The organism is Paraburkholderia hospita (genome assembly GCF_002902965.1).
Classification (GTDB): Bacteria; Pseudomonadota; Gammaproteobacteria; order Burkholderiales; family Burkholderiaceae; genus Paraburkholderia; species Paraburkholderia hospita.
In genome coordinates this window covers 3,254,925-3,279,426 of record NZ_CP026105.1, presented here as the reverse complement: position 1 = coordinate 3,279,426, position 24,502 = coordinate 3,254,925, and the positions used below count along the sequence as shown (strand labels likewise).

Sequence of the window (24,502 nt, the reverse complement as noted above, 5' to 3'; positions counted from 1 at the left end):
CATGGACAAGAACGCACGCATCTTCGTCGCAGGGCATCGCGGGATGGTCGGCTCGGCGCTCGTGCGCAAGCTCGAGGCGAGCGGCTATCGCAACCTCGTCACGCGCACGCATGCCGAACTCGACCTGACCGACCAGGGGGCTGTGAACCGCTTCTTCGAGAGCGAGCAGATCGACGTCGTGCTGCTGGCGGCGGCGCGCGTCGGCGGCATTCTGGCGAACTCGACGCAGCCGGGCGAGTTTCTCTACGAGAACCTCGTGATCGAAACCAACGTGATTCACGCGGCGTATCGCGCGAACGTCGACCGGCTGGTGTTTTTCGGTTCGTCGTGCATCTATCCGAAGCTGTGTCCGCAGCCGATCCGCGAATCGTATCTGCTGACCTCGGAACTGGAGCCGACCAACGACGCGTACGCGATCGCGAAGATCGCCGGTCTCAAGCTGTGCGACGCGTACAACCGCGAGTACGGCACGCGCTATGTTGCGCTGATGCCCACCAACCTCTACGGTCCGAACGACAACTACGACCTGAAGAACAGCCACGTGCTGCCTGCGCTGATTCGCAAGGCTCACGAGGCGCGCCTGCACGGTGACGAATCGCTGACCGTGTGGGGCAGCGGCACGCCGCGCCGCGAGTTCCTGCATGTCGACGATCTGGCCGCCGCGACGCTGTTCGTGCTCGAACACGACGTGAACACGGGTGTGTTCAACGTCGGCGTCGGTGAGGACCTCAGCATTCGCGAACTCGCGCAGACGATCTGCGATGTAGTGGGCTTCGAAGGCCAGCTGCAGTTCGATGCGAGCAAGCCCGACGGCACGCCGCGCAAGCTGCTCGACGTGTCGCAGCTGGCGCAGATGGGCTGGCGCGCGAGTATCGGCCTCGCGGACGGGATCACGAATACGTATCGGGAATTCGCCGCGAAGTATGAGGAGAAGTACGGAGACAAGCACGGAGACACGTTTGTAGATAAGCACGGAGAAAAATACGCTGCGCCTTCGTTCGCGATGGCCGCGCGTGCCTGATAGCCGCTCCTGGTGACGGACGTTGCCTGGGACCGGGATAAGGGCGACGTCCGTTCTTTTTTTGCTGGGAGAAACGACAGTCTCGATCGAATAAGGACCGTAAGAAATGAGTGCGTCAGTCACGATCTTTCATAACGTTGTGTGGTCACGGCACAAGGGCGCCGTGTTCTCCGCGTTGCACAGCATCTCGGCATCGGGCGCGATCCGCTACTCGATGGTGCAGATCGCGGACACGGAACATGACCGGATCGGTTTTTCGGACGTCGACTATTCGTTTCATCGCTATCCGATGCACAAGCTCTTCGACGGCTGCTACGAGGACGTGCCGCGCTGGCAACTGACGAAGCGTCTTGTCTGGGAAGTGCTGAAGGCGAAGTCGGACCTGATCGTGCTGCCCGGCTATCACCGCCCCGAGTACTGGGCGATGCTCGCCGCGTGCGTGGTGACGGGCAAGCGGCGCGCCGTGTTCTGCGATTCGACGGCGCGCGATCGCCCGAAGCGTCTGTTGACGTCGGTTCCGAAGCGCGTGTTCTTCGCGCTGTGCGACGGCTACTTCGGTTTCGGCGAGCGCAGCCGCGACTATCTGGTGTCGCTCGGCGCGAAGCGCGAGAAGATTTTCATTCCGTGTCAGGCGGCCGCGCTGCCTGTCACGTTCTCGCCCGAGCGCGCGCTCGCCGAGCGCATGCAGTACCGCGCGGGCAATGCGCCCGTGTTTCTGTTCGTCGGGCGGCTGTCCGAAGAGAAGGGCATCACGACGCTGATCGACGCGTTTGCGGGAATCGCGAAGCGCCTGCCCGATCCGCAGTTGCGTATCGTCGGCACGGGACCGCTCGAACGCGACTTGCGCAAGCGCGTGACCGAGCTGGGCCTGGACCGTTCGATCACGTTCGTCGGCAGCCTGCAGGACGAACCGTTATCGCGCGAATACTACGGCGCAACGTGCCTCGTGCTGCCGAGCCGCAGCGAACCGTGGGGGCTCGTCGTCAACGAGGCGCTCGCGCATGGTTGCCCGGTGGTCGTCAGCGAAAGCTGCGGCTGCGTACCTGAGCTCGTGCACGAAGGCGTGAGTGGCTACGCGTTCACGGCAGGCGACGGCGCGGGGCTGCAGCGCACGCTGCTGAAGGCAACGGAAGCATTCGCCGACGCACAGTCATCGGCGCAACGCTGCATGGACGTGATCCGGCGTTTCGATCCGCCGTCAGCGGCGGCCAATATCGCCCGTGGCTGCGCATTGATGCTGGGGACTTGAGATGGAGGAACGGACGGTTTCGGCGTGAGCGTGCCGGCCGGGTCGGGAGTGGGGATGGGGGAGGGCGTAGCGCTGTGCGCTGCCGCATGACGGACAGTCGTCGTGGAAGTCAAACATGAAGATCTTGATCTATGGTCTCAACTACGCGCCTGAGCTTTCGGGCGCGGGCAAGTACACGGCCGAAATGGCGCAGATGCTGGCCGAGTGCGGCCATGAAGTGCGCGTCGTGTGCGCGCCCCCGTACTATCCTGACTGGAAGGTCGCGAGCGGCTACTCCATGTGGCGCTATCGACGCGACATCATGCGCGGCGTGCACATCTGGCGCGCGCCGTTGTGGGTGCCGCCAAAGCCAAGCGGCCTGAAGCGGATGCTGCATCTCGCGTCGTTCGCGCTGTCGTCGCTGCCGCTGCTCGCGAGGCAAATCACATGGCGCCCCGGCGCCGTGATGCTGATCGCGCCCACGATGGCCTGCGCGCCGGGCGCGCTGGCGCTCGCGCGCGTGACGGGCGCGAAGGCGTGGCTGCACGTCCAGGACTACGAAGTCGATGCTGCCTTCGATCTCGGCCTGCTAAAAAGCGCACGCGGCGCGCGCATCGCGTACGGGATCGAGCGGCTCGTCCTGAAGCGTTTCGACGTCGTGTCGTCGATCACGAACCAGATGGTCGAGCGCGCGGTCGGCAAAGGCGTCGACGCGGCCAAAACCGAGTTTCTGCCGAACTGGGTCGACACGCGCGACATCTTTCCGCTTGGCCGCGTGAGCGAATACCGCGAGACGCTCGGCATTCCGTCCACCAATACGGTCGTGCTGTACTCGGGCAATATGGGCGCGAAGCAGGGTCTTGAGACGCTGGCGGACGCAGCCCGCGCGCTTGCTGCGTGCGACGACATCACCTTCGTGTTCTGCGGCAACGGCGCAGCGCGTGACGATCTCGTCAAGCGTTGCGAGGGGTTGCCCAACTGCCGGTTCCTGCCGTTGCAGCCGGCCTCGTCGCTGAACGAGTTGTTGAATGTCGCCGATATCCACGTGCTGCCCCAGCGCGGCGACGCGGCCGATCTCGTGATGCCTTCGAAGCTGACGGGGATGCTCGCGAGCGGCGGCGCGGTGATCGCGATGGCGCGCCCCGGCACGGCGCTCTTCGAAGCCGTCGCGAACAACGGCATGATCGTGCCGCCCGAAGACACGCGCGAACTCGTCGACGCCATCGCCACGCTCGCCGAAGACGGCGCGCGGCGCTCTGCCATTGGCGCGGCGGGTCGGCGTTACGCGGAGACGATGCTGTCGCCGCTCTCGGCGCTGCTCACGCTCGATACGCGCCTCGCTCTCCTGACGGGCGCCGCCGTCCCAGGCGCGAAGCCGGTGGCGGCGCCAATGGCGAACGGGCCCATCTTGCCGGCGCGGGTCGAGGAGTCGGAAGTGGAGTGACGCGCCTCAACTGCGCGGACACGTATGAAAGGCCGCATACGAACCGTGCCCGGCGGTTCGCATGCGGCCTTCGGTTTATTGCGTAGTCGGACTGATTGGCGGATGCGTTCGGGCAGTGCCCGATTTACCAGGGCGATTTGAATACTTCCCGGCCCGAGCGCTCGCTATACGGGCTGCTGTACACCGTGGTGCCGCCGCCTGCGTTGGCAGCATTCACGGCTGCGGCGCGTTGTGCTGCGACACCTGCCACGCCGCCGTTATCGGCTGCGCCGCCGCCCGCCGCCGCGCCCCGCGCGGGACGCCGGATCGCGCCGCCAGCCGCGGGCGCCGCGCCGCCACCTGCGGCGGTGGGGCCGCCCATCGCCTGTGTGTTGGGCTTGGCGACGCGCATGCGCTCACTGTTGAGCAGCGCATCACGTTGCGAATCGGGCGTCGTGCCGCCGGGGTCATAGCCGCCGAGCGACGTCGACGGACCGCCGAGCAGACGCTGCGCGTCCTCCTGCGAGCGCTGCGAAGCCGTTTTGCGGGCCGGCGCGCCATTGGCATTGGCGTTGCCCTTGGGCGCGGCGGCATTCTGGCCGTTGCCTTGCGCCGGGTTGTCCTGGGCGTGCGCGTGCGGCATCAGCGCGAGCGCCGACGCCAGCGCTGCGGCCAGCAACAGCACCCGCGAACGCAGTCCGACGCGCAACGGATGCACGCGCGCCGGGTGTTGCCGCGAGCGAAGATGAGCAGCCATTGTCGTCTTCCTCCTGCAAACGTCATGAAGCCATGCTGCCATGGTGATACGGACACTCTGCTTCGATCCGCCAAAACTCCGCACGGTGCGGACAGCGGCCGTCCATCAGCACACATGGGCCAGATAATCGATCAGGACAAGGCGCGCCATGCGGATACAAAAGCCGAAGTACCGGGCGGACGGCGAGGCGCGTTCATCGACGGAGAAGACTATGGATAACACGATCAGCTCCACGATTGAACGGACCGGGGACAGTCGGGGCGCGGACAATCGGGCAGCGAGCATGAACGACCCGCACGCCGCGCCGCACACCCCGCACTCTGCGCCGGGCCGCGTGATCGACCTGAGCCTGGCGGGCAAGGGCAACTATGTCGCGTCGCGCGGTTTTCTGACCGAGCTGATCTGGTTCTTCATCGAAGCCTGTGTGATCAACAACAAGCTGCTGCCCGTGTCGTCGGTGCGCGTGGCGCTGCTGCGGCTGTTCGGCGCGAAGATCGGCGCGAACTGCCGCTTCGTGCATCCCGTGCGGGTGAAGGCGCCGTGGAATCTCACCGTGGGCGACAACTGCTGGTTCGGCGTCGACGTGTGGATCTACAACCAGGCGCCGATTCACATCGGGTCGAACGTCTGCATATCGCAAGGAAGCTTCCTGAGCGCGGGCTCGCATGAGATGCGAACAAACATGGATTTGCGCGTCGCGCCGATCGTCATCGAGGACGGCGCGTGGATATCGTCAAAGTGCGTCGTGCAGATGGGCGTGACGATCGGCCGCTCGGCTGTCGTGACCCCGCTATCTGTTGTGCACCGCTCGCTCGACGCGGAAGGCGTGTATGGCGGCAATCCTTGCCGCTTTATTCGCAAGCGCTTCGATACTGATGTGGGGAGGCCCGCATAACGGTCATCGGATGCATGGTTCTGTCTGCCGGAAGCGCGAAGTTGGCGGATGAACTGCCTTAGTCGGAGCCATCATCCTACGTAAGCACTGGCTGGCGCGGGAATGCAGTATGCGTGCGCAGGCGGCCCGCTCGTGCAGACCCACAGGGCGTTGACGCATGACGAGCCTGGCTCGCGTGCGCAGCGGGGGGCCAGAACGGACGAAGCTGGACGCGGCCATAAAGGTACGAACAGAACACAAGCTGGGAGCAGGGGATGTTTATCGATACCCGCAGTGTCGAGCAGGGCGTCGCTGTGTCGACGACGGTATGCATCATCGGGGCAGGCGTCGCGGGTATTACGCTCGCGATGGAACTGGAACGCGCGGGCATCGACTGCTGCGTGCTCGAAAGCGGCGGCTACAAGGCCGACGACGAAACGCGCGATCTCTATCGCGGCGAAAACGTCGGCATCCCGTATGCCTTCGCGGACGGTTGCCGCAGCCGCTATCTCGGCGGCAGCAGCAATTGCTGGGGCGGCTGGTGCCGTCCGCTCGATCCGTGGGACTTCGACAAGAAAGACTGGGTCGCGCACAGCGGCTGGCCGTTCGGTCTCGAAGAACTCGCGCCGTATTATCTGCGCACCCATGCGCTGCTCAAGCTCGGCCCGCACAATTTCGATCCCGCGTGGTGGGAGCAGCAGATCAACCGGCACGACGTGCGCCGCTATCCGATGATGTCGGGCAACGTGCGCGACACCGTTTCGCAGTTCAGCCCGCCCGTGCGCTTCGGCAAGGTGTATCGCGAGGTATTGCGGCGCTCGGACCGCGTGCGCGTGTTCCTGCATGCGAACGTTGTGAATATCGATTCGGATGCGCAGGCGTCCGAAGTCACGGGCGTCGACGTCGCGACGCTCACGGGCAACCGCTTTCGTGTAAACGCCAAGGTGTTCGTGCTGGCGACAGGCGGTATCGAAAACGCGCGGCTGCTGCTCGCATCGAACAAGGTGCAGGCGGCGGGTCTCGGCAATGGACACGATCTGGTGGGCCGCTTCTTCATGGACCATCCGCGCCTCATGACGGGCACGGTGAAGTTCACGAAGGAGTGGTCGCGCAACAAGCTGTACGACATCAAGTATCACTATCAGAACGCCGCCGTCGCGGCGCATGGCACGCATATCTCGTCGCAATTCGCGCTGACGCACGACGTCATCAAGCGCGAGAAGCTGCTCAATTCGCGCGTCTGGTTCTTCTCGCGTTTCTTCGGCGAAGGCAGTGCGGGATCGGAAGCGTTGATCCGCTGCCGCGAGGCGCTGCATCGCAAGGAACAGCCGGGCCGTGTCGCGCGCGACGACTATCTGACAATGGCCGCGCATCCCGTCGATACCGTCGGCTTCGGTCTCACGCGTCTGCTGCAGTTGCGCGCGCTGATCTCGGACGTGAAGCTGCAGGCGATCGTCGAAGCGGAGCCGAACCGCGACAGCCGCGTCACGCTGTCCGACCGCAAGGACGCGCTGGGCCTGCCGCGCGTGAAAGTCGACTGGCGGCTCACGGAGCTGGTGCAGCGCACGTTCGACCGTACCTTCCAGCTGCTGGCCGACGAACTGAAGATGATGGGCGTCGCCGAGGTCGAACTCGACGAGCCGCTCGAGGGCCGCGCGTCGTTGCCGGCGAAGCTCGAAGGCACGTGGCATCACATGGGCACGACGCGGATGCACGATTCGCCGCGCGAAGGCGTCGTTGATCGCGACTGCAAGATGCATGGCGTGAGTAATCTGTATGTCGCAGGAAGCTCGGTGTTTCCGACGGTCGGCGCAAACTTCCCGACGATCACGATTTCGGCGCTCGCATTGCGGCTGGGCGAGCACATCGCGCAGCGGCTCGGCAAGCCCGATACGGCCACGATTCTGCCGATCGGCGAGGCGGCCGGGAGCATGCGGTTTGGCGTGTCGAATGCCGAACTGGGCAAGCTGCCGATCGCGGCGCAGTCGCTGGTGCGGGCGGGGGGGAATGAGGCGATGTGAGGGCTTCGATACCCGCGAAGACAGACACGTAACGATAAAAAATCCCGCGATGCAAATCGCGGGATTTTTTCATTGGCACCTTCGCAACGCGTAGTAACGTGTGCGAAGGCGCAAAGCAGACTCAATTCACCGACGGCTCCCTCTGCGCCGGCACCTTCCTCGGCATCGCACCAGGCGTATTCTGCGGCGACTGTTGATCGGCGGCGCGAGGCGCAACGGCAGGCTGCGGTTGCAGCAGCGCAGTCAACGAATCGATCATGCTCTCGATGCCGAAGCGTGCGTCAAACGTCCTGCGCGCCTGCTCGCGCATGTTCCCCTTCGCGACGGCATCGAGCGAATGCCAGTTCAGCAGATTGCGCTGTGTGCCGTTGATCGTGTCGCTCGATACGAAGCCCGCGTGGTCGTTCTCCACTTCGCGCCACACGCCGACCTTGTCCGACAGCAGCACGGGCAGGCCGCACGCCAACGCTTCCGCGACGGCCACGCCGAAGTTCTCCTGATGCGACGGTAGCGCGAACACGTCGCTGGCGTAGAAAGCGCCCCATTTCAGATCGCCCTGCAGCATGCCAGGCCACGCGATTCGTTCTTCGATCCCGCACGAGCGCGCGAGCGCCTGCAGCGGCCGCTGCCAGCCCGTCGCATCGGGACCCGCAATCACGAGATGCGCCTCGGGGTCGCGCTGCGCGTGATCGGCGAACGCGTGAATCAGCATATCGCAGCCCTTCTTTTCGTGGATGCGCCCGAGAAAGAGCACGATCCGCTTGCCGCGCAGGGCCGGATAAGTGCTCAGGAACGCTTCGCGCAGCGCCTGGGCGTGCGGCGGCGGCGGGTTGGTGCCGAACGGCACGACGCGTTCGTTCGCGCGATACAGCCAGAACGACTGCCGCGCCAGCAACCGCTCTTCTTCCGTCGTGAAGATCACGGCGGTCGCGTCGCGCAGCACGCGATACTCGGCCCACGGCCAGTACGCCCACTTCTTCAGATGCTTCAGCGGGTACGTGCGCTTGAAATACGGGTCGAGCATGCCGTGCGTGTACACGTAGTACGGCACTTTCGACGCGCGCAGCGCGCGCCAGGTGCCGAAGCCATGGTATTGCCATAGTCCATGCACGATCACGGCATCGAAGCGCTGCGCCTCGCGGCTGAGCCACGGCGCGAAATCGGGCGTGAAGCCGTAGTAGTTGCGCCCCGGACCGAGCGCATGCACGGGCAACGGCAAGTCGCGTACGTGCGGCGCATCGGCGGCATCGAGCGACGCAACCTCGACCTCGTGACCCAGCGACGCCATCGCGACGCCACTCTGTCGTACACCTTCAGTCGGTCCGCCTGCCCGCGGGTCGACTGTCGAAAGTAGATGAAGAATTTTCATTGGCGAATGACACGGCGTAGTGCGAAAAGGACCGGCGCAGCCGGGCGATGAAACGAGGCAATCCGCGTGATGCACGACATGCGCCGCAGCGCACGTCACGCGGACGCCGGCATGCCTCGCTGACGCAGATCGCGCGTGCGGTCTGCGTCGTACGGTTCTGACCCTGTAGCGTCTTTCAGCGCGCCTCGCGCGGCAGCCGACGCGAATGGTGCGGGGCGGGGCGGCTGGACGGGCGGTTGCGTCGGCGGTTTCTGCGCGACGGCTGTCGCGCGCGCCGATGGCGGCGGCGTCACAGGCTCGACTTTCAAGCGCGCCTTTGCGTCCAGTTGTCGATGCAAACGGCAATACGTCGCGACCGTCAAACCGAGCGCGACGCCGAATACGAGTCCCGAGAAACGCGGCCCGAGTGGATTGCCGCCGATCGACTGGGCAGGCAGCGCGGCGAGCAGCAGGATCGAGCGGCCGAACACGGGCAAAAGTGGCGCACCGGGGCTTTTCGCGCGCCATCGTCGGTAAGCGAGCGCGCAGTGCGCCAGCGTCACCAGTACCGCGAGCGGCAGCGCGAGGCCAAACAGCAGGCCGCCCGCGAACAGCTGATAGATCCAGAAGTTGTGGCCCGCCGCCCATTCGCGGATCGCGTAGAAATCCTTCTCACTGATCTGTCCCGCGAGATCAGGCAGATATTGCGGCGAATAGCGGTAGTAATGGCCGTAGCCCTCGCCGAGCAGCAGCGATTGCGTCGACGACGTGACCTGGTCGAACTGGTCCTTGATTTCGGCAAGACGCGTGATCGTCGTCGGGTCTTTGCCCGTCTGCGTATTGGAGGCGGCCGTGAAGCGCTGCATCCAGTGCTCGCTGACGGTCGGCATGCTCAGTATGGCGAGCGCGCCCATCGCGCCGAGCACGATACTCACGATAAACGTACGTATGGCGGAGCGCAGCAGGTAACGCAGCGACGGCGCGCTCATCCACGCGGCCATCATGAACAGCAGCACCGTGCCGACCAGCAGACTGCGCGTCACGCTCAACAGTTCGACGAGCACCGTGCCGAGAAACACCGCGAGCATGAACGGCGAAAAGCGCCGCGCGAGCACGAATTCGTGCAGCAGCACGCCTTGCAGCCCGAGCAGCGTCACCGAGACGATACGAAAGCGCACGTCGGCGATGCCGCCCATTCCGCCGCCCGTCGCAATGCCGAACACGAACGTGAAGACCAGACAGATAAGGTTCGCCCAGAAGAGGGCCTTTTCGATCTGCCCGATGCGGTTTTCAGCCCAAGGATGGCAGGCCATCGCGTAGCCGAGCAGAAACAGCAGAAACGGCAACACGACGCGCAGATAGTTGCCGAAATCGTTGTCTTGCACGAATTGCGCGATCAGGCTGCCGGGCACGCTCAGCACGAGGCAAAGCGTGACGAACCGGCGCAACGGAGACGCTTCGCGAAAACGCGGCGCGATGAAAATCAGCGCGAGCGCGGCAGCGAAAGTCGGCGCGACGAGCAGGATCTGCGCGGCGTGGCCCGAATCCGCGTCCGGTGCCTTGTAGTCGAGCGCGAGTGGACACAAGCACATCCAGATCCACAACGTAGCGTACTTGTTGCGCATCGATTCTCCCTCTCCCGGTGCGGTGCGATATCTTCATCGTGGCAGGGCGACGCGCGCCACTGTTCAGTCTGAATATAAATGGAGCGCCTGGCGTGAAGTCCGGCACAGGCGTAATACGCCTGGGTTCTGGCGGGGTCAAACGATGCGCCAAAAGCGTCTGGTCAGACGGTTCGGCACGCGCGGCCAGGCTGTCCGATAAGGGCAGCAACTTGGCGTACGGGCGCGCGGCCGAGCAAGCAACATGGTTGGAATATCGTGCGAAAAGTGCCCGTCGACGCATGCCTGCATGCATTTGAATGCGCCACGTTACTCGAGGCACGAGCGAGGCGGTGGCTCTCCGCGTGGCGGCTCACAATCAAGACCAGCAAACGACGTCGAAGGGGAACAGGCATGAAGCTATTCGGCAGCGCGCAATCGATGATGCGAGGCAGGTCGGTCGAACTCGACTTCGTGCGCGGCATCGCGATCATCGCGGTGATGGGCTACCACTTTCATGTGAATCAGACGGGCAGCGCGCTGATCTCGATCATTGAGTATCCGCTGAAGAACTTCGGCCGCGAGGGCGTGAATCTGTTCTTCACGCTGAGCGGCTTTCTCGTCGGTGGGCTGCTGCTGCGGCAATACGCGGAGAAGGGCCACGTCGATGCGCGCCGCTTTATCGTGCGGCGGATGTTCAAGATCTGGCCCGCTTACTACGTGCTGATCCTGTTTCATTCGGTCGCTGGCCGGCATCCGCTGGACACGTTCCTCTGGCAGAACCTGACGCATTTGCAAAACTACTTTGGCACGTCGATCGCGCAGACGTGGAGCCTCGCCGTCGAAGAGCACTTCTATCTCTTTCTGCCCGCCTTGCTGCTGCTGTTCGCGCGCTGGAAGATGCGCGCCGGCTCGATCATCAGCGTGCTGGGCGGGATCTGCGTGATCGTGCTGATCGCGCGTTGCCTCGAAGTGGCGGGCGGCGATTTGCAGGCCGCGTTCTTCTATACGCAGTACCGGATCGACAGTTTGCTGTACGGCGTGATTCTCGCCGCGATCTACTGGATGAAGCCCGATGTCTATCAAGGCATCGCGAAGCGTACCGGCTGGCTGCTGGCCGTCGTGGGCGTGCTGGTCGCATGGCTGGCGCTCGCGACAAAGCACGAGCCGCTCGACGAAAGCATCGGCTATACGATTCAGGCAATCGGCTTTTGCGCGTTCATCGTGCTGATGCTCGAACACTCGGGCAAGGTGCGCGATTCGCGCGTGTACCGCGCGGTTGCGTGGCTCGGCGTGTACTCGTACGGCATCTACCTGTGGCATTCCCTCGCGCTCGCGCCCGGCGACATCGTAATCCGCAAGGCAACGGCGCTTGGCTTGCCGCCCGCCGCGATCTGGTTCGTCGCGCTGGCCGCGCAGGCTGCCGTCGCGATCATCGCGGGCTATGTGATGACGCGCGCCGTCGAGTACCCGTTCCTGCGGCTGCGCAATGCGCTGTTCCCGGCTAAACGCAACGCGTCGGTGCGCGAGGAAATGCCCGTCGGCGGGCAGCTGTCCTGATTCCGGCCCATTCATTACTGCAGCATGCTGCACGCGTCGCGTGCGCGCAGGCGGGCGAAGCATCCGGCTCGCAAGGGGAGGATTTGCGTGAGCTTCACAGGAACGCTGACATGGCTTGATCGCATCGGTAGCCGCTGCGTGGAGCGGACCCGCGCGAACGCGTCGGGGTCGCCCGCTGCTCATGCGGTCGGACATGCCGCTACGCACGTCTCGTCGGTCACCACGGCAGCGAGTGCGTCCGTCACGAAGGCTGCGGCGCACGACGAAGCTCGCGTCGCCGCGCTCGATGCCGGCCGCGCGCTCGCCATCGTCGGCGTGATTCTCGTGCATCTGGCGCTCTTCATGCCCGCGCTGCCTACGTGGCTGCAGGGCGTGTCGGATATGGGGCAATACGGCGTGCAGCTGTTCTTCGTCATCAGCGCCGTGACGATCATGCTGACACTCGAAGAAGAAACGAAGCGCTTCGGCGACGACCGCTCGCTGATCGCGCGGCGCTTCTACGTCAAGCGCTTCTTTCGCATCGCGCCGCTGTATTACGTCGCGATTGCCGTGTATTCGCTCGGCAATCATCTGGCGGGACGCTTCGATACGCAGGTGACGGCGGCACATGGTGTTAGCGACGTCGTGGCGAATCTCGTCTTCATCCACGCGTGGGTGCCGAGCGCCGTCAATACGGTGGTGCCGGGCGGCTGGTCGATTGGCGTGGAGATGTGCTTCTATCTGTTCGCGCCGCTCATCTTCATCGCGACGCGCACGCGGCGCGGCCTGTGGCGTACGTCGATGGCGCTGCTGGTGATCAGCGCCGTCGCGCTGACGGCGGGCGCCTGCGCCGCTGACAGCTGCACCGTCGAGAACAATTCGTTCCTCTACTACTGGCCGCCGACGCAACTGCCATGCTTCGTCATCGGCTTCGTGCTCGCGCGCTACGGCAAGCGGCTTCTGTTACGCGACGGCATGAAGCTGTCGATATTCGGCATCGCGTGCACGCTCGCCGCCTGTGCAGTCCTGCTCGCATTGCTGTACGCGACGGGTTCGGGGCTTGGCCTCGCGCACTGGCTCGCGCCGACGGTCGCCGCGTGCGCAGCGGCCGCGCTGTTGCTGCTGCTCGCGCAACTGCCGCGCCGGTATCCGGGCGCGCGGATCGTTGCCGCGTTCGGGCAGAACAGCTACGGGTTGTACATCTGGAGCTTCGTCGTGATCCTGGTCGTGCGCGTTGCGTTGAAGACGCCGCTCGATACACTCGATCACCGCGTGCCCGTGCTCGGCTTCGCGATTGCCGCCGTGTTCGCGTGTTGGTCGAGCTATGTGGCCGCGCGGATCAGCGCGACGCGCATTGAGCGGCCTTGCGCGCAATGGGCGCGTCAGGTGCTGCTGCCGCGGGTCGCGCGCGTGAAACGGATCGAGCGGGTGAGTAGCGAAACGTCGGATTGAGCGGTGCGCCCGCAAGCATACTGAGGCAAAGGGTCACCGCTTAGATGCGCGTGCCGGATCAGACGCGCGTTTCGAGAGCGGTCGTGATCGTCTGGCGCAGCGTTTCCTTGAATTGACCGAGCGTGTTGCGCGCGAGCAGATGATCGAGCGGACGTTGGTGCTTTTCGCCGCGTTGCCATTGCACGGCAACTTCGCCGAGCGCTTGCGTGATCGATGCTGCCGACAGGTCGTCGAGGCACGGCCCGAGTTGCCCGCCGCGGCAGAACCAGCCGATTAGCCCGTCGCTCGTCGCGACAACGGGCTTGTCGAAGCGATAGGCCTGCACGAGCACACCGCTCATCCCGTAGTGGCCTTTGTAGCCGAGCCAGACGACGTCGCATGCGGAGAACAGGTCGCGCTCCATCTCGTTCGAAACGAACTGGTCGAGTATCACGGGCGCGGGCTTCAGGATCGGAATGAAAGCGCGCATGAAGCCGCGCACTTCCTGGTCCTGTTCGCCGGCGAGCAGGAGCGTCGGCGCGTCCTCCTTCATGCCCGCGAGCGCTTCGGCGAGTTCGCAGATGCCCTTGCGTTCGCTGATCGAGCCGTAGACGAGCAGATAGCGGCCAGCGGGATCAAGCCCGAGACGCTCGCGCGCGACGAGGGGATCTTCGGCGTTCGCATCGGGGAACGGATCGGCGACGTATTCGACGGATGCGCCATGTTTCGGCTTCGAGCGGCCGACCCATTCGGGCAGTGTCGGATCGATCGACAGCAGCGTGCGCAGCCCTCTCGTATGGACGGCGCGGCGAAACATCAGCGACTTCAGCGTATTGACGAGCGGCCGTCCCGGTGTGTGCACACCGACCTTGCGATGATGGAACGTCGCGCGCATCGTGATCGCGATCCACGGCGTCCTGCCGAACGGCGAGCCGAGCAGCGGCAGCGCGTGAAAGAAGTAATCGACATACGGAACGACGACAAGACGCACGCGTTCCGCGCGTTTGACGGAGTCGTAGGCGAGCTTGAAATACGCATGAAACCGCGCGTAGCTGACGCGCTTCAGGCCGCGGCTGTGACGCTGGCTTTCCGTGTCGACGAACGCGATCTGCAGGTCCTCGCGCCTTGCCGACATGATCTCGCTGGCGAGGCGATGGTCTTCGTTCGAGTTCTCGGTCACGACGAGAACAGGATAGCCGGCTTCGAGGCAGGCCTGTGCGATCCACTCGACATAGCGCCACCGATGCCCGGTGAAATTGGGCTCGATGATGACGACATAGCCGAGTCTCGCAGCATCGGCGATGGGGGCTTCAACGGACACGAGATGGGTTGCGCGTTCCATGGCGATCTTAAGGAGCAGCCGTGGGCTCACCTTAGCATTACGTCTGCGGCGCGAACCGACAATTTCGCCATTTGTTTGGCGACAACGGACAGCCGGAGGGGGGGCGGGTTGCCGAATCTGACTGACAGATGGCGTCCGTGTGCGGGTGTGGCGGGTTACCTTGAGGGACGGCGTGCGTGAGCCGACGGACAGGCTGTGTCTGCGGCGCGCATGGGTATGCGCAACGGGTTGAGGTGGTGCGGGATAAAGCGCTAACTCTGGTCGACAGCTTTGCACGGGACCCGAGTGAGCGCTAAAGCGCCAACTCGGGTCGACACAGGAGAAAAACATTGCGGACGATGAGGCTACCGGCGTTTTCGTTCAGGGCAGGCCTGGGTTCGAGCGCAGCGACATGGGTGCTGTTGCAGCAGGTGTTGATGCGCGGGCTCGTTGCCGTCAAATTTCTCGCGATCGGCCGTATCCTCGGGCCGGAGGCGATCGGCAGCGTGAGCGTCGCGCTGCTCGCCGTCGCGATTGCGGAAGCCATGTCGGATACGGGCCTGTCGCAGGCGGTGATCCAGGGGCAGGCCGCGCCGACCCGAGATGAACTTGGCTCCGTCTGGACTACGCTAGCGACGCGCGGCCTGATCATCGGCGTGGCGCTCGTCGCGATCGCGCCGCTGATGAACAGCCAGTTCCATCTCGGCGGCGCGCTGCTGCTGTTACAGCTCGCCGCGCTGTTGCCGCTGTTGCGCGGCATCGCGTCGCCTGCGTATTACGTCGTGCAACGCGAGCGGCGCTTCCAGCACGTCGCGGTGATCGAGGTGTCGGCGGCATTCGTCGACTGCTGTTGCGGGCTGGCGCTCGCGCTGGCGGGCGCGGGTGCGTACTCGGTGCTGCTTGGGATGATCGTCGGCGAGTCGCTGAAGACGACGCTCACCTGGATCACGATGACGCCGCGTCCGCCTATCCGCCTGCGCTGGTCCGGCATCGGCCACTACATTGGTTTTAGCCGCTGGATCTGGGCGGGCAGCGTCGTCAATCTGATCCTCAACCAGTTCGATAAAGTGGTGGTCGGCAAGCTGCTCGGGCCCACGCAACTCGGCGCGTATCAGATGTCGTCGCGGCTCGCGCAGATGCTGCTCGCCGATGCCGCGATCGCGATGTCGCAGTACCTGTTTCCGACCTTCGCCGCGCGCCATCGCGCCGATCCGCATGCAGCCGCACGGCTTTTCAGGCGCTATATCGGCGTGATCGCGCTGGGGCTGGTGGCGGTCGTGCTCGTGCTGCGGCTCGCGGCGCACTGGCTCTTCGCGCTGATACTCGGCCCGGCCTGGCTACCCGCCGTGCCGCTCTTCAGGATCTTTGTGATCAACATGGCGATCGGCGCGCTGATCGCGGTCCTGGTGTCGTATCTGCGGGCCGTCGGCGACGCAAAGGCGACGACGCAGGCGTCGGTGATCCAGGTGTTCGTGCTGGTCGCCTGCGTGCCGCCCGCGACGCATTACTGGGGCGTCACGGGTATTGCATGGGCGATGACGGTCGGCCTGAGTTCGGCGGCTGCGTGGATGACGTATCGCACGGCGAGGGTGATGTGATGCGGATACTTCATCTCGTGCTGGAGCCGCGTCTGTCGGGCGCGGAAGTGCTGGCGAAGGATCTCGCGATACATCAGCAGCGCGACGGCAGTGTGGTCGGCTTGACGGCGCTGATGCCCGAGCGGCCCGACTTTGCGCCGTTCACGCGCGAGCTGGCGAGTCACGGCGTCGCGTGCGTGTTCCCCGCGAAGCGCGCGAGCCTGCCGGGCAAGCTGATGCATCTGGCGGGCGTGCTGCGGCGCTTTCGGCCCGACGTCGTGTTCGCGCACGCGACGATCCCGGCGTTCTATGCGCGCGCGCTGCCTAGCAAGGTGCCCGTGATCTACGTGATGCATTCCGCCGTCAACGATTTCGAGCGCAAGCTGTTTCGCAATGTCGAGCGCGTGCTGTCGTCGCGGGCGAGGGCGGTGATCGGCGTGTCGCCCGCGAACGTGCGGGACTATACGGACTGCGTCGGCTCGCATCCGCTGTTGACGATGATCCCGAACGGCGTCGACATGTCACGCTTTGCATTCGACGACCGGCCGCGCACGGGCGATACGCCGCCGCAGATCGTGCAGATCGGCCGGTACACGTCGGTGAAGAACCAGCTGCAGACGGTGCATGCGTTTCGCGAGGTCGCGGCGCAGGTGACGGATGTGCGGCTGCAGTTGTACGGCGTGGTCGAGGACCCGGCCTATCTGGCCGCGATCCAGGATCTGGTGAAGAAGCTCGGGCTCGAAAGCCGGGTGAGCGTGGATGGTCCGCATACGGACGTGAGCGGCGTGCTGCGCGCGTCGACCGTGTTCGCGATGCCCTCGCGTTCGGAAGGGCACAGCATTGCGTTTCTGGAGGCGCTGGCGTCGGGGATTCCGGTCGTCGCGAGCACGATCACGCCGTTCCAGTTCGCGGAGACGCTGCCCTGCGTGCAACTCGTCGATACCGACGATACGGCCGCGTATGCCGCCGCGCTGCTGGGCGCGCTGGCGCAGCCTAAGGTGCCGAGGTCGCTGGCGGGCTTGACGTTGCAGGATACGGCGCAGCGCTATCTGGCCGTGGCGCAGCAGGTGATCGGCGCGCGGGCTTAGGTTTCTTGCTCAGGACGGGATGAAAAGGGTGCCGATGGGCTGTGTTCGCGAAATGCCTCGATCAAGGCTTCAGCGACGCGCGAACGATCTCGGCCAGCTTTCTTCCGAGGGTCGGCGAATTCAGCTGCTGATACTTCGAATAGGCTGCGGTGCTCGCCGCGCGCATCATTTCGGGCGACATCGTCCACACGCGTCGCAGCGTACCCGCGAGCGCATCGACGCCGCCTTCGCGCGGATAGAAGAACCCCGTGCTGCCTTCTTCGACATAGCCCGGCTCGGGGCCCATATGCCGCTGTAGCTCGTCGTGAACGAGCGGCGGCAGGCTCAACCCGAACATGTGGACCACGCTCAGACCCGCTGCCCCAGGATAGCAGCCGATGCGGCAAAGCCGGCTGATCGCCGCGATGCGGCTTTCGTCGAACACGGGTCCGTACCAGATGACATAGTCGCGGTCGCCGTACACGCGCTTGAGTTGCGCGCCGTGCTTGCCGCCGCCGACCAGATGCAGCGTGATCTGATGATCCTCGCTGCGCAGACGGCCGACGGCTTCGATCAGCGCGCCGACGTTCGAGTCGTCGCGCAGCCGCCCAAGGAACAGGATGCCCGTTTCCTTGCCCGACTTTTCGGCGGGATCGACGGTGTGTTCGACGGTCAGCGAGTTATCGGCCACGATCAGTTTCCCGGAAGGACAACCGACGCTTTCCAGTGAACGCTTGGACGCGTCGGTGTAGCAGATGTATTGCGTCGATAGCGCGACGGCGATCCGGTAGCACAGCGTGCGGATCACGCCGACGTCGTCTTCGTGCCGGTACAGGCCCTGACCATGGATCAGGACGGGAATGCGCATCGCGCGGCCAGCCATCAGCGCGAGCCAGAGCGACAGATAGCGGATGTCCGCGAATATCAGCACGGCAGCGGGGCGCTCGCGCACGATTCTTCCGACGACCTCCCACTGCATGTTGATGCCCGGCGAAAAGACGTGGCTGATCTGCGTTTCGACGAACTCCTCGCATGCGGGCTTCTCCCGCGAAAAACCGTTCGATTCGATCCCTGCCGAACTGGCAAAAAGCTTGACGGAAAAGAGCCGGTTCAGCGACTCGACGACCTCCATCCGGTAGTGGGCGATCAACGGCTGCACGTAGAACACGGTCCGCTTCATGTCGGCCGTCGTGCTCTTGCCCAGCGACGCAGTACTCCAATCGGTAAGCAGTTTATCGGTCACCGGATCAACCCATTTTCAGGTGAGTGAAGCGCTGTTGATTAGGGGGCGATCGAATTATGCTACAGATAAATCGGCTACGCGGATTCATTGGCTGAAATCGGCTGCTCAGAAGCCGCTATTGTCCGGAAAATGCTATTTTTCTAATATTGAAGGGAATGGCTCGGCGTCCCGTCCTGCCGGGCGACGCGCGGCGCTGCGGTGGGCCGAGCACGGCCGGATAAGGGTTTCGAGCTGTCCGGTGCGGCAACCATTCAAAGGCTAATGCCCTCGTATAGTGGCACGATTTTTTTATTCATTGCGCCGATTAACCAGAAGTATCCTTGGAAATGAATTGATTAAGTATTTTTTTGATCTATTGGATTTAGCAGTAACTTTTTCTCAGACTCAGGTCGTTGAGATCGTCTTAAGTGTTCCTGGCAAAACTGTTTGGATTTCGGTAACCTGGATTTTTCCCTGGTACCGAGGTGTCGATGAAATGCCGTGTCAACCTTGTGAAGGCTGAGGAAATCACATTGCAGGAGATGGCGATCAATCACCGGTTCAAGAACACGCGCCGACGCGCCACCGGTCTTTTGATGCTCGCTCGCGGGGATAAGCCAAAGGTCGTTTGTGAAGCCCTCGGTGTGAGCGACCAGGCTGTCTACAACTGGGCTCACGCGTGGCGTATTGGGGGCGTTTGCGCGCTCATGGGCGGTCACAACGGCGGTCGGCCGCGTGCGCTTCCCGATGACGTGGTCGCTGTCGCGCTGGAGATTGCGCGGGCAGAGCCGCTTACCCTGGCCCAGATAGCTGGACGCGTTGAGCAGGCACAAGCCCAGGCGCTGCCCTGCAAGATAGAAACGCTGGGTGAAGCCCTCAAGCGTGCGGGCTTCACTTTCAAGCGCAATCGCTTCTCGCTGAAAAAAAGCGCAATGAATAGGAGTTCGAGATGAAACAGGCCACGCTTGAGAAGCTTCAGGTCGCCGCGCGCGATGGCCAGTGTCGCCTGTTCTATTTCGACGAGGCCGGCTTTTGCGGATCACCGCCTGTGCAGCGTAGCTGGTCACCACGTGGACTGCCCCATGCCATTGAGCCCAACCACCATTGTCGACGCAATGTGATGGGCGCACTGAACTTCGCTGAAAACAGTTTCGTCCATGCAGCAACCAGCCATACGGTCAAAGGGCCTCACGTTGAGGGTTTTCTCAATGACCTGATTTGTCACGGCGATGGTAGACCGACCGTGATCGTGCTCGACAATGCGAGCCTTCATTACGGAATCGATCAGGTCACACTGGACCGCTGGTTCATCGAACACAAAGCACTCCTGTTTTATCTGCCGCCGTACAGTCCCGAACTGAATCTCATTGAGATCGTATGGAAGCACTTCAAGTACCACTGGCGGCGATTCGCGACGTGGACGAAAGGAACCATCGATGCGGAGCTGGAAATTCTGCTCAACGGATATGGTTCGAAATTCCAAGTTAATTTTTCGTGAACACTTAGACATTAGTCCGTGTTCCGTAACTTGATTCGTCTTGCAGGCCGGCGGATGGGCGACGGCATAGCAAAGCGCATTAGGCGCTCCATCTGGTCCTGCAGCGGCATCGGCGGCTGCCCAATCAGAACGTTATGACATACCATTCCTTGACGCGTGGGATTGCGCAGTCCATCGGATATAGAAACTTCGCAATATAAGCCGCCTCGCCCGCAGTTTGAGAGACGGCCGGGCCGTTCGACCAGGTGGTTCCGTCATGTGACGCGGATTCGCGATATGGCACCCAGTCTCGTCCCTTAAAGAAAGTCTGGAAGAGCGGGTGCCGTAAGCAGTCGGTTGTGTCACAAAAAAAATGGCAGAGGAAATATCCTCTGCCATTTTCGAATCGTTGCTACGCATCAGCAAATCGTGGCAATCCCCGGTTGGAGCCGGGGCTGCCGAAGCACCTCAAAACGTATTGCCCAGCCGGGGAAGCGATGGCCACGGCAAAGCCGCTCCGGGCGCTATGTGATCTCCGTGCAATAACCCGTCATTACCGCACGGAAGAACTCGCCTGATTACGGCGTAACCGAGCAACCCGTCACGCAGGTGTTGTTCGAATACTGCGCCGCCTTGATGCCCCAGTTCTTGCCGATGATGGTACGGCTGGGGATATTGGCGCCACGGAAACCCTGCGCATTGCTCGTGCCCGACACCGTGTTGTTACGCACGATGTTGGTCGAGTAGTCGGCGCTCGCCGCCACGCCGCCCGTGAGCATCACCGACGACGTCATGTCAGGTGCGCCATAGCCGTACACAGCCTTGATCGTGTTGTACTCGATCACGTTGTGGCCGGTAGCCTGGCTGGTGTTGTCATTCTCGATGCCCACCGCGCAGTCGGTCACCGTGTTATGGCCGATGTAGCCATTGGTGTGAGCAACGAACACCGGACCATAGTAGCCGCAGCTTGCAAACGTGTTGTAGATGATCTTGTCGCCACTGCCGCCATTGGGCGCGCCGTAGGTCTGGAACATCGACTGGCCGAAGAACTGCTTGAAGCTGTTGCCTGCCAGGAAGAAGTTGCTTACCGGACCGGTCGTTTCGACCGGAATATCCCAGTGACGGTTGTCATTGTTGTAGTACTGCGGGGCCGCGGTGTTTGCGCCCACGAAATTGCACTCAACGATACTGTCATTCGTATAGGCGTTCTTGTAGTCGCCGATCACGAACATCTGCATGTTGTAACCCGTGGTCCGCTTCAGGATGGTGCCCTGGCACTGGATGTGGCGGTTGCTCACCCGCACATTGAGCGTGCCATTGATCACGCAGGTGCCGGCAGGAACCAGCACGTCGCCCGCATTGATCGCCTTCTGGAACGCAGCCGTATCATCGGTCGAGCCATTGCACTTTGCGCCATAGGTGATCGGGTTCACCGGATTCACCAGTGCCGGCGGCGTGTATTGGGTAGCCGACGACGTGGTCGTGGTGGACTTCACATAGCACGCCTTGATGTAACCAGTAGCGGGATCAGCCATCGCGCTGTTGCTACACGGCACGCTGCTGCTGTAGGGGCCATTCACTGCGTACATGGCCGATGGCGAGTTCGGAGGCCATGCACCATAGAGCACGCTCTGCGTGCCAGAGAAACTGCAGGTGCCGTGCTCGTCGGCACACTTCGTCCAGGTGACGCCGTTGACGGTAACCGAAGCCGGATTGGCCGCTGCATGCGCTGCGGAAAAGAAGGTCAGTGAAAACAGAACAAATAAGAAGTACCTAATGTGTCTCATTGATTTGGTCAAAATGTGAATATGAAATCGGCAAGCAGCTCGCTAGATGAGCTGGGCTGTGACAATCAACCACATTCGACGCGATTAGTAGTACTTAATGTGGCGCGTTAAATGCTCCGCGCAGCAAAGTGCTGTTTAGCGACGAAAGCCTTTGGATTGCACTACCAGGATCAGAGGGAGATCGTGAAGCTCTCCCAATGGGTTCGAGCTGCTACACGTATCGGGCGACCTTCACCGCGCGTCGACGGCTCGTCTCACGAGCCTCTGGCGAAAAGGCGCCTATGAGCTGGCTACGCCGGCGACTGGCCGTTCGCGTTGACGTCGGTGGACGGCGCGCTTGTCGGGGAAGCCTTGGACTGAGTGTCCGCGGAAGGGGGCGCAACCGATGGATTATCGCCGCCGCAGGCGGAAAGCATGAGCGAACCGGCAATGAGCGCCGCACCGATCATCGCGCGACGTGTAAGGACTGGGTGGCTGGAGGGAGGAGTGTTGGTGATTCTCTTGAGGAAAAGATTCATTGGCCTTGCCCTTGCGGGCGCGTTTGTACGAACAAACGTTCGTGGGTCAAAAGGCGGTCGACCGTCAACGCGACGATCGAGGGCGAAGCTCGCGATAAGCGAGCGAGTGAGAGCCGTATGGACGCGATATCCACTCCTCACCGGATGACCGCCAAAGGCGGCCGTATGGGGGAAAGGAAAAGCGCTACTGCCACAGATATCAAGACTCAACGTCTTCAATCTGTAACGGCCCATCACAAGGATGGACTCTCACGGTGGTTGGTTCTGTCGGCAAATTTGGAAAATGCCGTCGGGTGACGCCGATTTGTCGAGAAGGATTTTCCTACTCCAACGAAACCTTTCAAAGTGATTCGCTCGCCGAATCGTAACTGATTGTAACTAGAAAGCGATTGGTGAAAGGCTCAGTCGCCAAGCGCAGTGAGCCCGCAGCCTTGGGCATTCACCTCAGTTCGCGGCGCTGTTTTACCCTGGGTGGGTTTTCCCTTACCGGAAAATATTTTGTAACGATTTAAATGTTAAGAAGAATGCCAATTTATATGACTAATGGTACTCGATTAAAGTGCACAACCCAGTGCGCGGAAGATAAATTTCGGCGAGGGTCAGATGTGCGGATTGGTCTGGCGCGGCGAACGAAATCTAGTGAAATCGTTGCGTCCCTTTGTAGTCGACGCGAAGGGAGCCACACGCCGCATAGCGATTACGCGTGCGCCTGCATGAATTTTTCTATTGCCGCGCATCTTGCCGCGAGTCTGTCATATTTCGTGTGAATTCCCGGTACTTGCGTAACGCGCGCTGGCTGTTGATGATGGGGCCGCAAAAGTACCTTCTCGCGTAGTGTGCTTCACCTCGAACGGCAGTCGTTGCACAATCATTCCGATACGTCCCCACCATGAAGCGACGGTCCGCAGTGTCCATACGTTTGTCACGTTGCCGCGCGCCCAGAACTGTTTGTATCGCTCCGCGCCTGATCCGAAGTCGACATCGTACTGGCGGTCAAACGCCCACTTCACCACATATTCGAAAGCAAGTAGTCCGGGAGAGCTTTTCGCATATGCCTCGTTAAAACTTCCGATCACCGTGCTCACGCGGTTATTGCTGACGCAAAAGACCAGCGACACGATCGGAACACTGTCGAGTGCAATCATGAGCAGATGCGCGCGCGACGAAGGCGACTGCGACGATATCCACTCTACGAGGAAGTTGCGGTAGTGAACCGAATCGAGCCAGGGCCCGCGCTTGCCGACACGATCACTCCAGTGGCGCTTCCATTCGAACATGAGATCGACGGCATACGCCACTGCTGACTTGTCGCACGGATCGATGAACTTCCATTCGAGGTGCCCTTTCTTAGACAGACGGCGCGCAATGGAACCGGGCTTTCGTCCGTGCGGTGGCCCTAGTGAATCGCTGAACGATGCCCAATCACGACCTGCGCATTCCTCACTGAGCTTAGCTACGTAAGAGTCGCTGCGTCTCTGGATAACCAGCGGGCCGGCCTTCGAGGCTATGCGGTAGAGGTGCGTGCGCTCGTGCAGAAACGGAAGGTGTAGAAAGTCGGCGCCGCACTCTCGCATTGCAACGCGCCAGGCGCTCTCGACACACTCGGCACTCCGTGCCCAAGGATCGACAAGCAAATCTGAATAGTCGGCAGCTTCCGGACACAGCGGACACAAACAGGTCCATAGAAATCGCTTATGAGCGACCAGCGGCCAGACCAATACGAGCTTGCCTTTGTCACGCAATACGATGCATCGCAAGGAACGCCCTTTGGGTCGAGCGACTTGTTGCCATGCGATCCAGCAAAAATCGAAGGACTGATAGTGAAAGCCATTCGCACGTTTCAAAAGATCGTCCCATTCCCCTTTCAATGCAAGTAGCTTCTGTTCATCAGTGACGATTTCATACTGCAATTCGGAGTCCCTCATCTGTGCCTCGAGTGAGCCAGATTGATTTGCTTTTACCCAACTTATGACGATACATATACGCTCATAATTGCACGTGCCGAAACTGGAGGGAACCCGAATTGCGCGTGCGCGGTGCGTTCGCGCACATTTGAAGGATTACTGAAGGAAATGTAACTGGTCGCATTGTTGAATCCACGATGTGGCATAAATAGCCCGACTAAGTATGCGGCCCAATTGCGACGCAACAATGAGTCAAGGTGGCGATTCAACGCGAGCAAACACTAGCAAAGAAATAGTTTAGATAACTGTTCATTGAGAGAACGCAGGACGGCACCCACGCGGGATGCGATGTGCGCGAGAATCGCTTTGCGTGCGCACGGGACCAC

General features: G+C 62.3%; 18 protein-coding genes. 11 read left to right on the top strand and 7 right to left on the bottom strand.

Annotated elements, in window-relative coordinates:
* The first annotated feature begins 1 nt into the window (after nt 1).
* The 3 genes from C2L64_RS14850 to C2L64_RS14840 all read left to right on the top strand — a co-directional run bounded on the left by C2L64_RS14850 (nt 2) and on the right by C2L64_RS14840 (nt 3,693).
* Nucleotides 2-1,021, top strand: a complete 1,020-nt coding sequence (locus C2L64_RS14850; RefSeq protein WP_090836938.1) for a GDP-L-fucose synthase family protein — start codon at nt 2-4, stop codon at nt 1,019-1,021.
* A gap of 106 nt (nt 1,022-1,127) precedes the next feature.
* Nucleotides 1,128-2,270, top strand: a complete 1,143-nt coding sequence (locus tag C2L64_RS14845; protein WP_090836936.1) for a glycosyltransferase family 4 protein — start codon at nt 1,128-1,130, stop codon at nt 2,268-2,270.
* A gap of 115 nt (nt 2,271-2,385) precedes the next feature.
* Nucleotides 2,386-3,693 (top strand): glycosyltransferase WbuB, encoded by a 1,308-nt coding sequence (locus C2L64_RS14840; protein WP_090836933.1) that lies wholly within the window; start codon nt 2,386-2,388, stop codon nt 3,691-3,693.
* A 124-nt stretch (nt 3,694-3,817) separates the two neighbouring features.
* Here the strand turns inward: C2L64_RS14840 and C2L64_RS14835 are convergent, their stop codons facing one another.
* A complete protein-coding gene (locus C2L64_RS14835) occupies nt 3,818-4,429 on the bottom strand; it encodes a hypothetical protein (protein ID WP_090836930.1) in 612 nt (203 codons plus the stop codon).
* Between the two features lie 283 nt (nt 4,430-4,712).
* Between C2L64_RS14835 and C2L64_RS14830 the strand changes: the two genes are divergently transcribed.
* Both C2L64_RS14830 and C2L64_RS14825 read left to right on the top strand, forming a co-directional pair.
* Nucleotides 4,713-5,324, top strand: coding sequence for a DapH/DapD/GlmU-related protein (locus C2L64_RS14830; RefSeq protein WP_244144564.1), 612 nt, complete (start codon nt 4,713-4,715; stop codon nt 5,322-5,324).
* 254 nt (nt 5,325-5,578) lie between these two features.
* Complete coding sequence (locus C2L64_RS14825; RefSeq protein ID WP_079498918.1) at nt 5,579-7,324, top strand: FAD-dependent oxidoreductase; 1,746 nt, start codon at nt 5,579-5,581, stop codon at nt 7,322-7,324.
* A gap of 121 nt (nt 7,325-7,445) precedes the next feature.
* Here the strand turns inward: C2L64_RS14825 and C2L64_RS14820 are convergent, their stop codons facing one another.
* The gene (locus C2L64_RS14820; protein WP_208525963.1) at nt 7,446-8,693 is read right to left on the bottom strand and encodes a glycosyltransferase; all 1,248 of its coding nucleotides are present in this window, start codon (nt 8,691-8,693) and stop codon (nt 7,446-7,448) included.
* A gap of 95 nt (nt 8,694-8,788) precedes the next feature.
* A complete protein-coding gene (locus tag C2L64_RS14815; RefSeq protein ID WP_079486842.1) occupies nt 8,789-10,297 on the bottom strand; it encodes an O-antigen ligase family protein in 1,509 nt (502 codons plus the stop codon).
* Nucleotides 10,298-10,687: 390 nt separating this feature from the next.
* Here C2L64_RS14815 and C2L64_RS14810 point away from each other — a divergent pair, with 390 nt between their 5' ends.
* Both C2L64_RS14810 and C2L64_RS14805 read left to right on the top strand, forming a co-directional pair.
* Nucleotides 10,688-11,833, top strand: a complete 1,146-nt coding sequence (locus C2L64_RS14810; protein WP_090836926.1) for an acyltransferase family protein — start codon at nt 10,688-10,690, stop codon at nt 11,831-11,833.
* 87 nt (nt 11,834-11,920) lie between these two features.
* Nucleotides 11,921-13,264 carry an acyltransferase family protein gene (locus tag C2L64_RS14805; protein WP_090837022.1) on the top strand — a complete coding sequence of 448 codons (1,344 nt, stop codon included), beginning with the start codon at nt 11,921-11,923 and terminating at the stop codon, nt 13,262-13,264.
* Between the two features lie 58 nt (nt 13,265-13,322).
* On the opposite strand, the gene C2L64_RS14800 is transcribed toward C2L64_RS14805, so the two are convergent.
* Complete coding sequence (locus tag C2L64_RS14800; protein WP_090836924.1) at nt 13,323-14,585, bottom strand: glycosyltransferase; 1,263 nt, start codon at nt 14,583-14,585, stop codon at nt 13,323-13,325.
* A 329-nt stretch (nt 14,586-14,914) separates the two neighbouring features.
* Here C2L64_RS14800 and C2L64_RS14795 point away from each other — a divergent pair, with 329 nt between their 5' ends.
* Nucleotides 14,915-16,162 (top strand): oligosaccharide flippase family protein, encoded by a 1,248-nt coding sequence (locus tag C2L64_RS14795; RefSeq protein ID WP_090836922.1) that lies wholly within the window; start codon nt 14,915-14,917, stop codon nt 16,160-16,162.
* Nucleotides 16,162-17,229, top strand: coding sequence for a glycosyltransferase (locus tag C2L64_RS14790; protein ID WP_090837018.1), 1,068 nt, complete (start codon nt 16,162-16,164; stop codon nt 17,227-17,229). Before C2L64_RS14795 ends, C2L64_RS14790 begins: the two co-directional genes overlap by 1 nt.
* A 61-nt stretch (nt 17,230-17,290) precedes the next feature.
* Here the strand turns inward: C2L64_RS14790 and C2L64_RS14785 are convergent, their stop codons facing one another.
* Nucleotides 17,291-18,451 carry a glycosyltransferase gene (locus C2L64_RS14785; RefSeq protein ID WP_090836919.1) on the bottom strand — a complete coding sequence of 387 codons (1,161 nt, stop codon included), beginning with the start codon at nt 18,449-18,451 and terminating at the stop codon, nt 17,291-17,293.
* A 470-nt stretch (nt 18,452-18,921) separates the two neighbouring features.
* Between C2L64_RS14785 and C2L64_RS14780 the strand changes: the two genes are divergently transcribed.
* Both C2L64_RS14780 and C2L64_RS14775 read left to right on the top strand, forming a co-directional pair.
* Nucleotides 18,922-19,383, top strand: a complete 462-nt coding sequence (locus C2L64_RS14780) for a helix-turn-helix domain-containing protein (RefSeq protein ID WP_090836916.1) — start codon at nt 18,922-18,924, stop codon at nt 19,381-19,383.
* On the top strand, nt 19,380-19,928 hold the full coding sequence (locus tag C2L64_RS14775) for a transposase (RefSeq protein ID WP_090836913.1): 549 nt from the start codon (nt 19,380-19,382) through the stop codon (nt 19,926-19,928). Before C2L64_RS14780 ends, C2L64_RS14775 begins: the two co-directional genes overlap by 4 nt.
* Before the next feature lie 557 nt (nt 19,929-20,485).
* On the opposite strand, the gene C2L64_RS14770 is transcribed toward C2L64_RS14775, so the two are convergent.
* Together C2L64_RS14770 and C2L64_RS14765 are read right to left on the bottom strand one after the other, a co-directional pair.
* Nucleotides 20,486-21,706: a hypothetical protein gene (locus tag C2L64_RS14770; RefSeq protein ID WP_158660521.1), complete on the bottom strand. Its 1,221-nt coding sequence runs from the start codon at nt 21,704-21,706 to the stop codon at nt 20,486-20,488.
* Nucleotides 21,707-22,964: 1,258 nt separating this feature from the next.
* Nucleotides 22,965-24,137 (bottom strand): GNAT family N-acetyltransferase, encoded by a 1,173-nt coding sequence (locus tag C2L64_RS14765; protein ID WP_090837658.1) that lies wholly within the window; start codon nt 24,135-24,137, stop codon nt 22,965-22,967.
* Nucleotides 24,138-24,502 lie beyond the last annotated feature (365 nt).

Bases quoted from the DNA above. Each gene is read 5' to 3' on its own strand.
- C2L64_RS14850 (WP_090836938.1), top strand. From the start codon at position 2: ATGGACAAGAACGCACGCATCTTCGTCGCAGGGCATCGCGGGATGGTC.
- C2L64_RS14845 (WP_090836936.1), top strand. From the start codon at position 1,128: ATGAGTGCGTCAGTCACGATCTTTCATAACGTTGTGTGGTCACGGCAC.
- C2L64_RS14840 (WP_090836933.1), top strand. From the start codon at position 2,386: ATGAAGATCTTGATCTATGGTCTCAACTACGCGCCTGAGCTTTCGGGC.
- C2L64_RS14835 (WP_090836930.1), bottom strand. From the start codon at position 4,429: ATGGCTGCTCATCTTCGCTCGCGGCAACACCCGGCGCGCGTGCATCCG.
- C2L64_RS14830 (WP_244144564.1), top strand. From the start codon at position 4,713: ATGAACGACCCGCACGCCGCGCCGCACACCCCGCACTCTGCGCCGGGC.
- C2L64_RS14825 (WP_079498918.1), top strand. From the start codon at position 5,579: ATGTTTATCGATACCCGCAGTGTCGAGCAGGGCGTCGCTGTGTCGACG.
- C2L64_RS14820 (WP_208525963.1), bottom strand. From the start codon at position 8,693: ATGAAAATTCTTCATCTACTTTCGACAGTCGACCCGCGGGCAGGCGGA.
- C2L64_RS14815 (WP_079486842.1), bottom strand. From the start codon at position 10,297: ATGCGCAACAAGTACGCTACGTTGTGGATCTGGATGTGCTTGTGTCCA.
- C2L64_RS14810 (WP_090836926.1), top strand. From the start codon at position 10,688: ATGAAGCTATTCGGCAGCGCGCAATCGATGATGCGAGGCAGGTCGGTC.
- C2L64_RS14800 (WP_090836924.1), bottom strand. From the start codon at position 14,585: ATGGAACGCGCAACCCATCTCGTGTCCGTTGAAGCCCCCATCGCCGAT.
- C2L64_RS14790 (WP_090837018.1), top strand. From the start codon at position 16,162: ATGCGGATACTTCATCTCGTGCTGGAGCCGCGTCTGTCGGGCGCGGAA.
- C2L64_RS14780 (WP_090836916.1), top strand. From the start codon at position 18,922: ATGAAATGCCGTGTCAACCTTGTGAAGGCTGAGGAAATCACATTGCAG.
- C2L64_RS14775 (WP_090836913.1), top strand. From the start codon at position 19,380: ATGAAACAGGCCACGCTTGAGAAGCTTCAGGTCGCCGCGCGCGATGGC.
- C2L64_RS14765 (WP_090837658.1), bottom strand. From the start codon at position 24,137: ATGAGGGACTCCGAATTGCAGTATGAAATCGTCACTGATGAACAGAAG.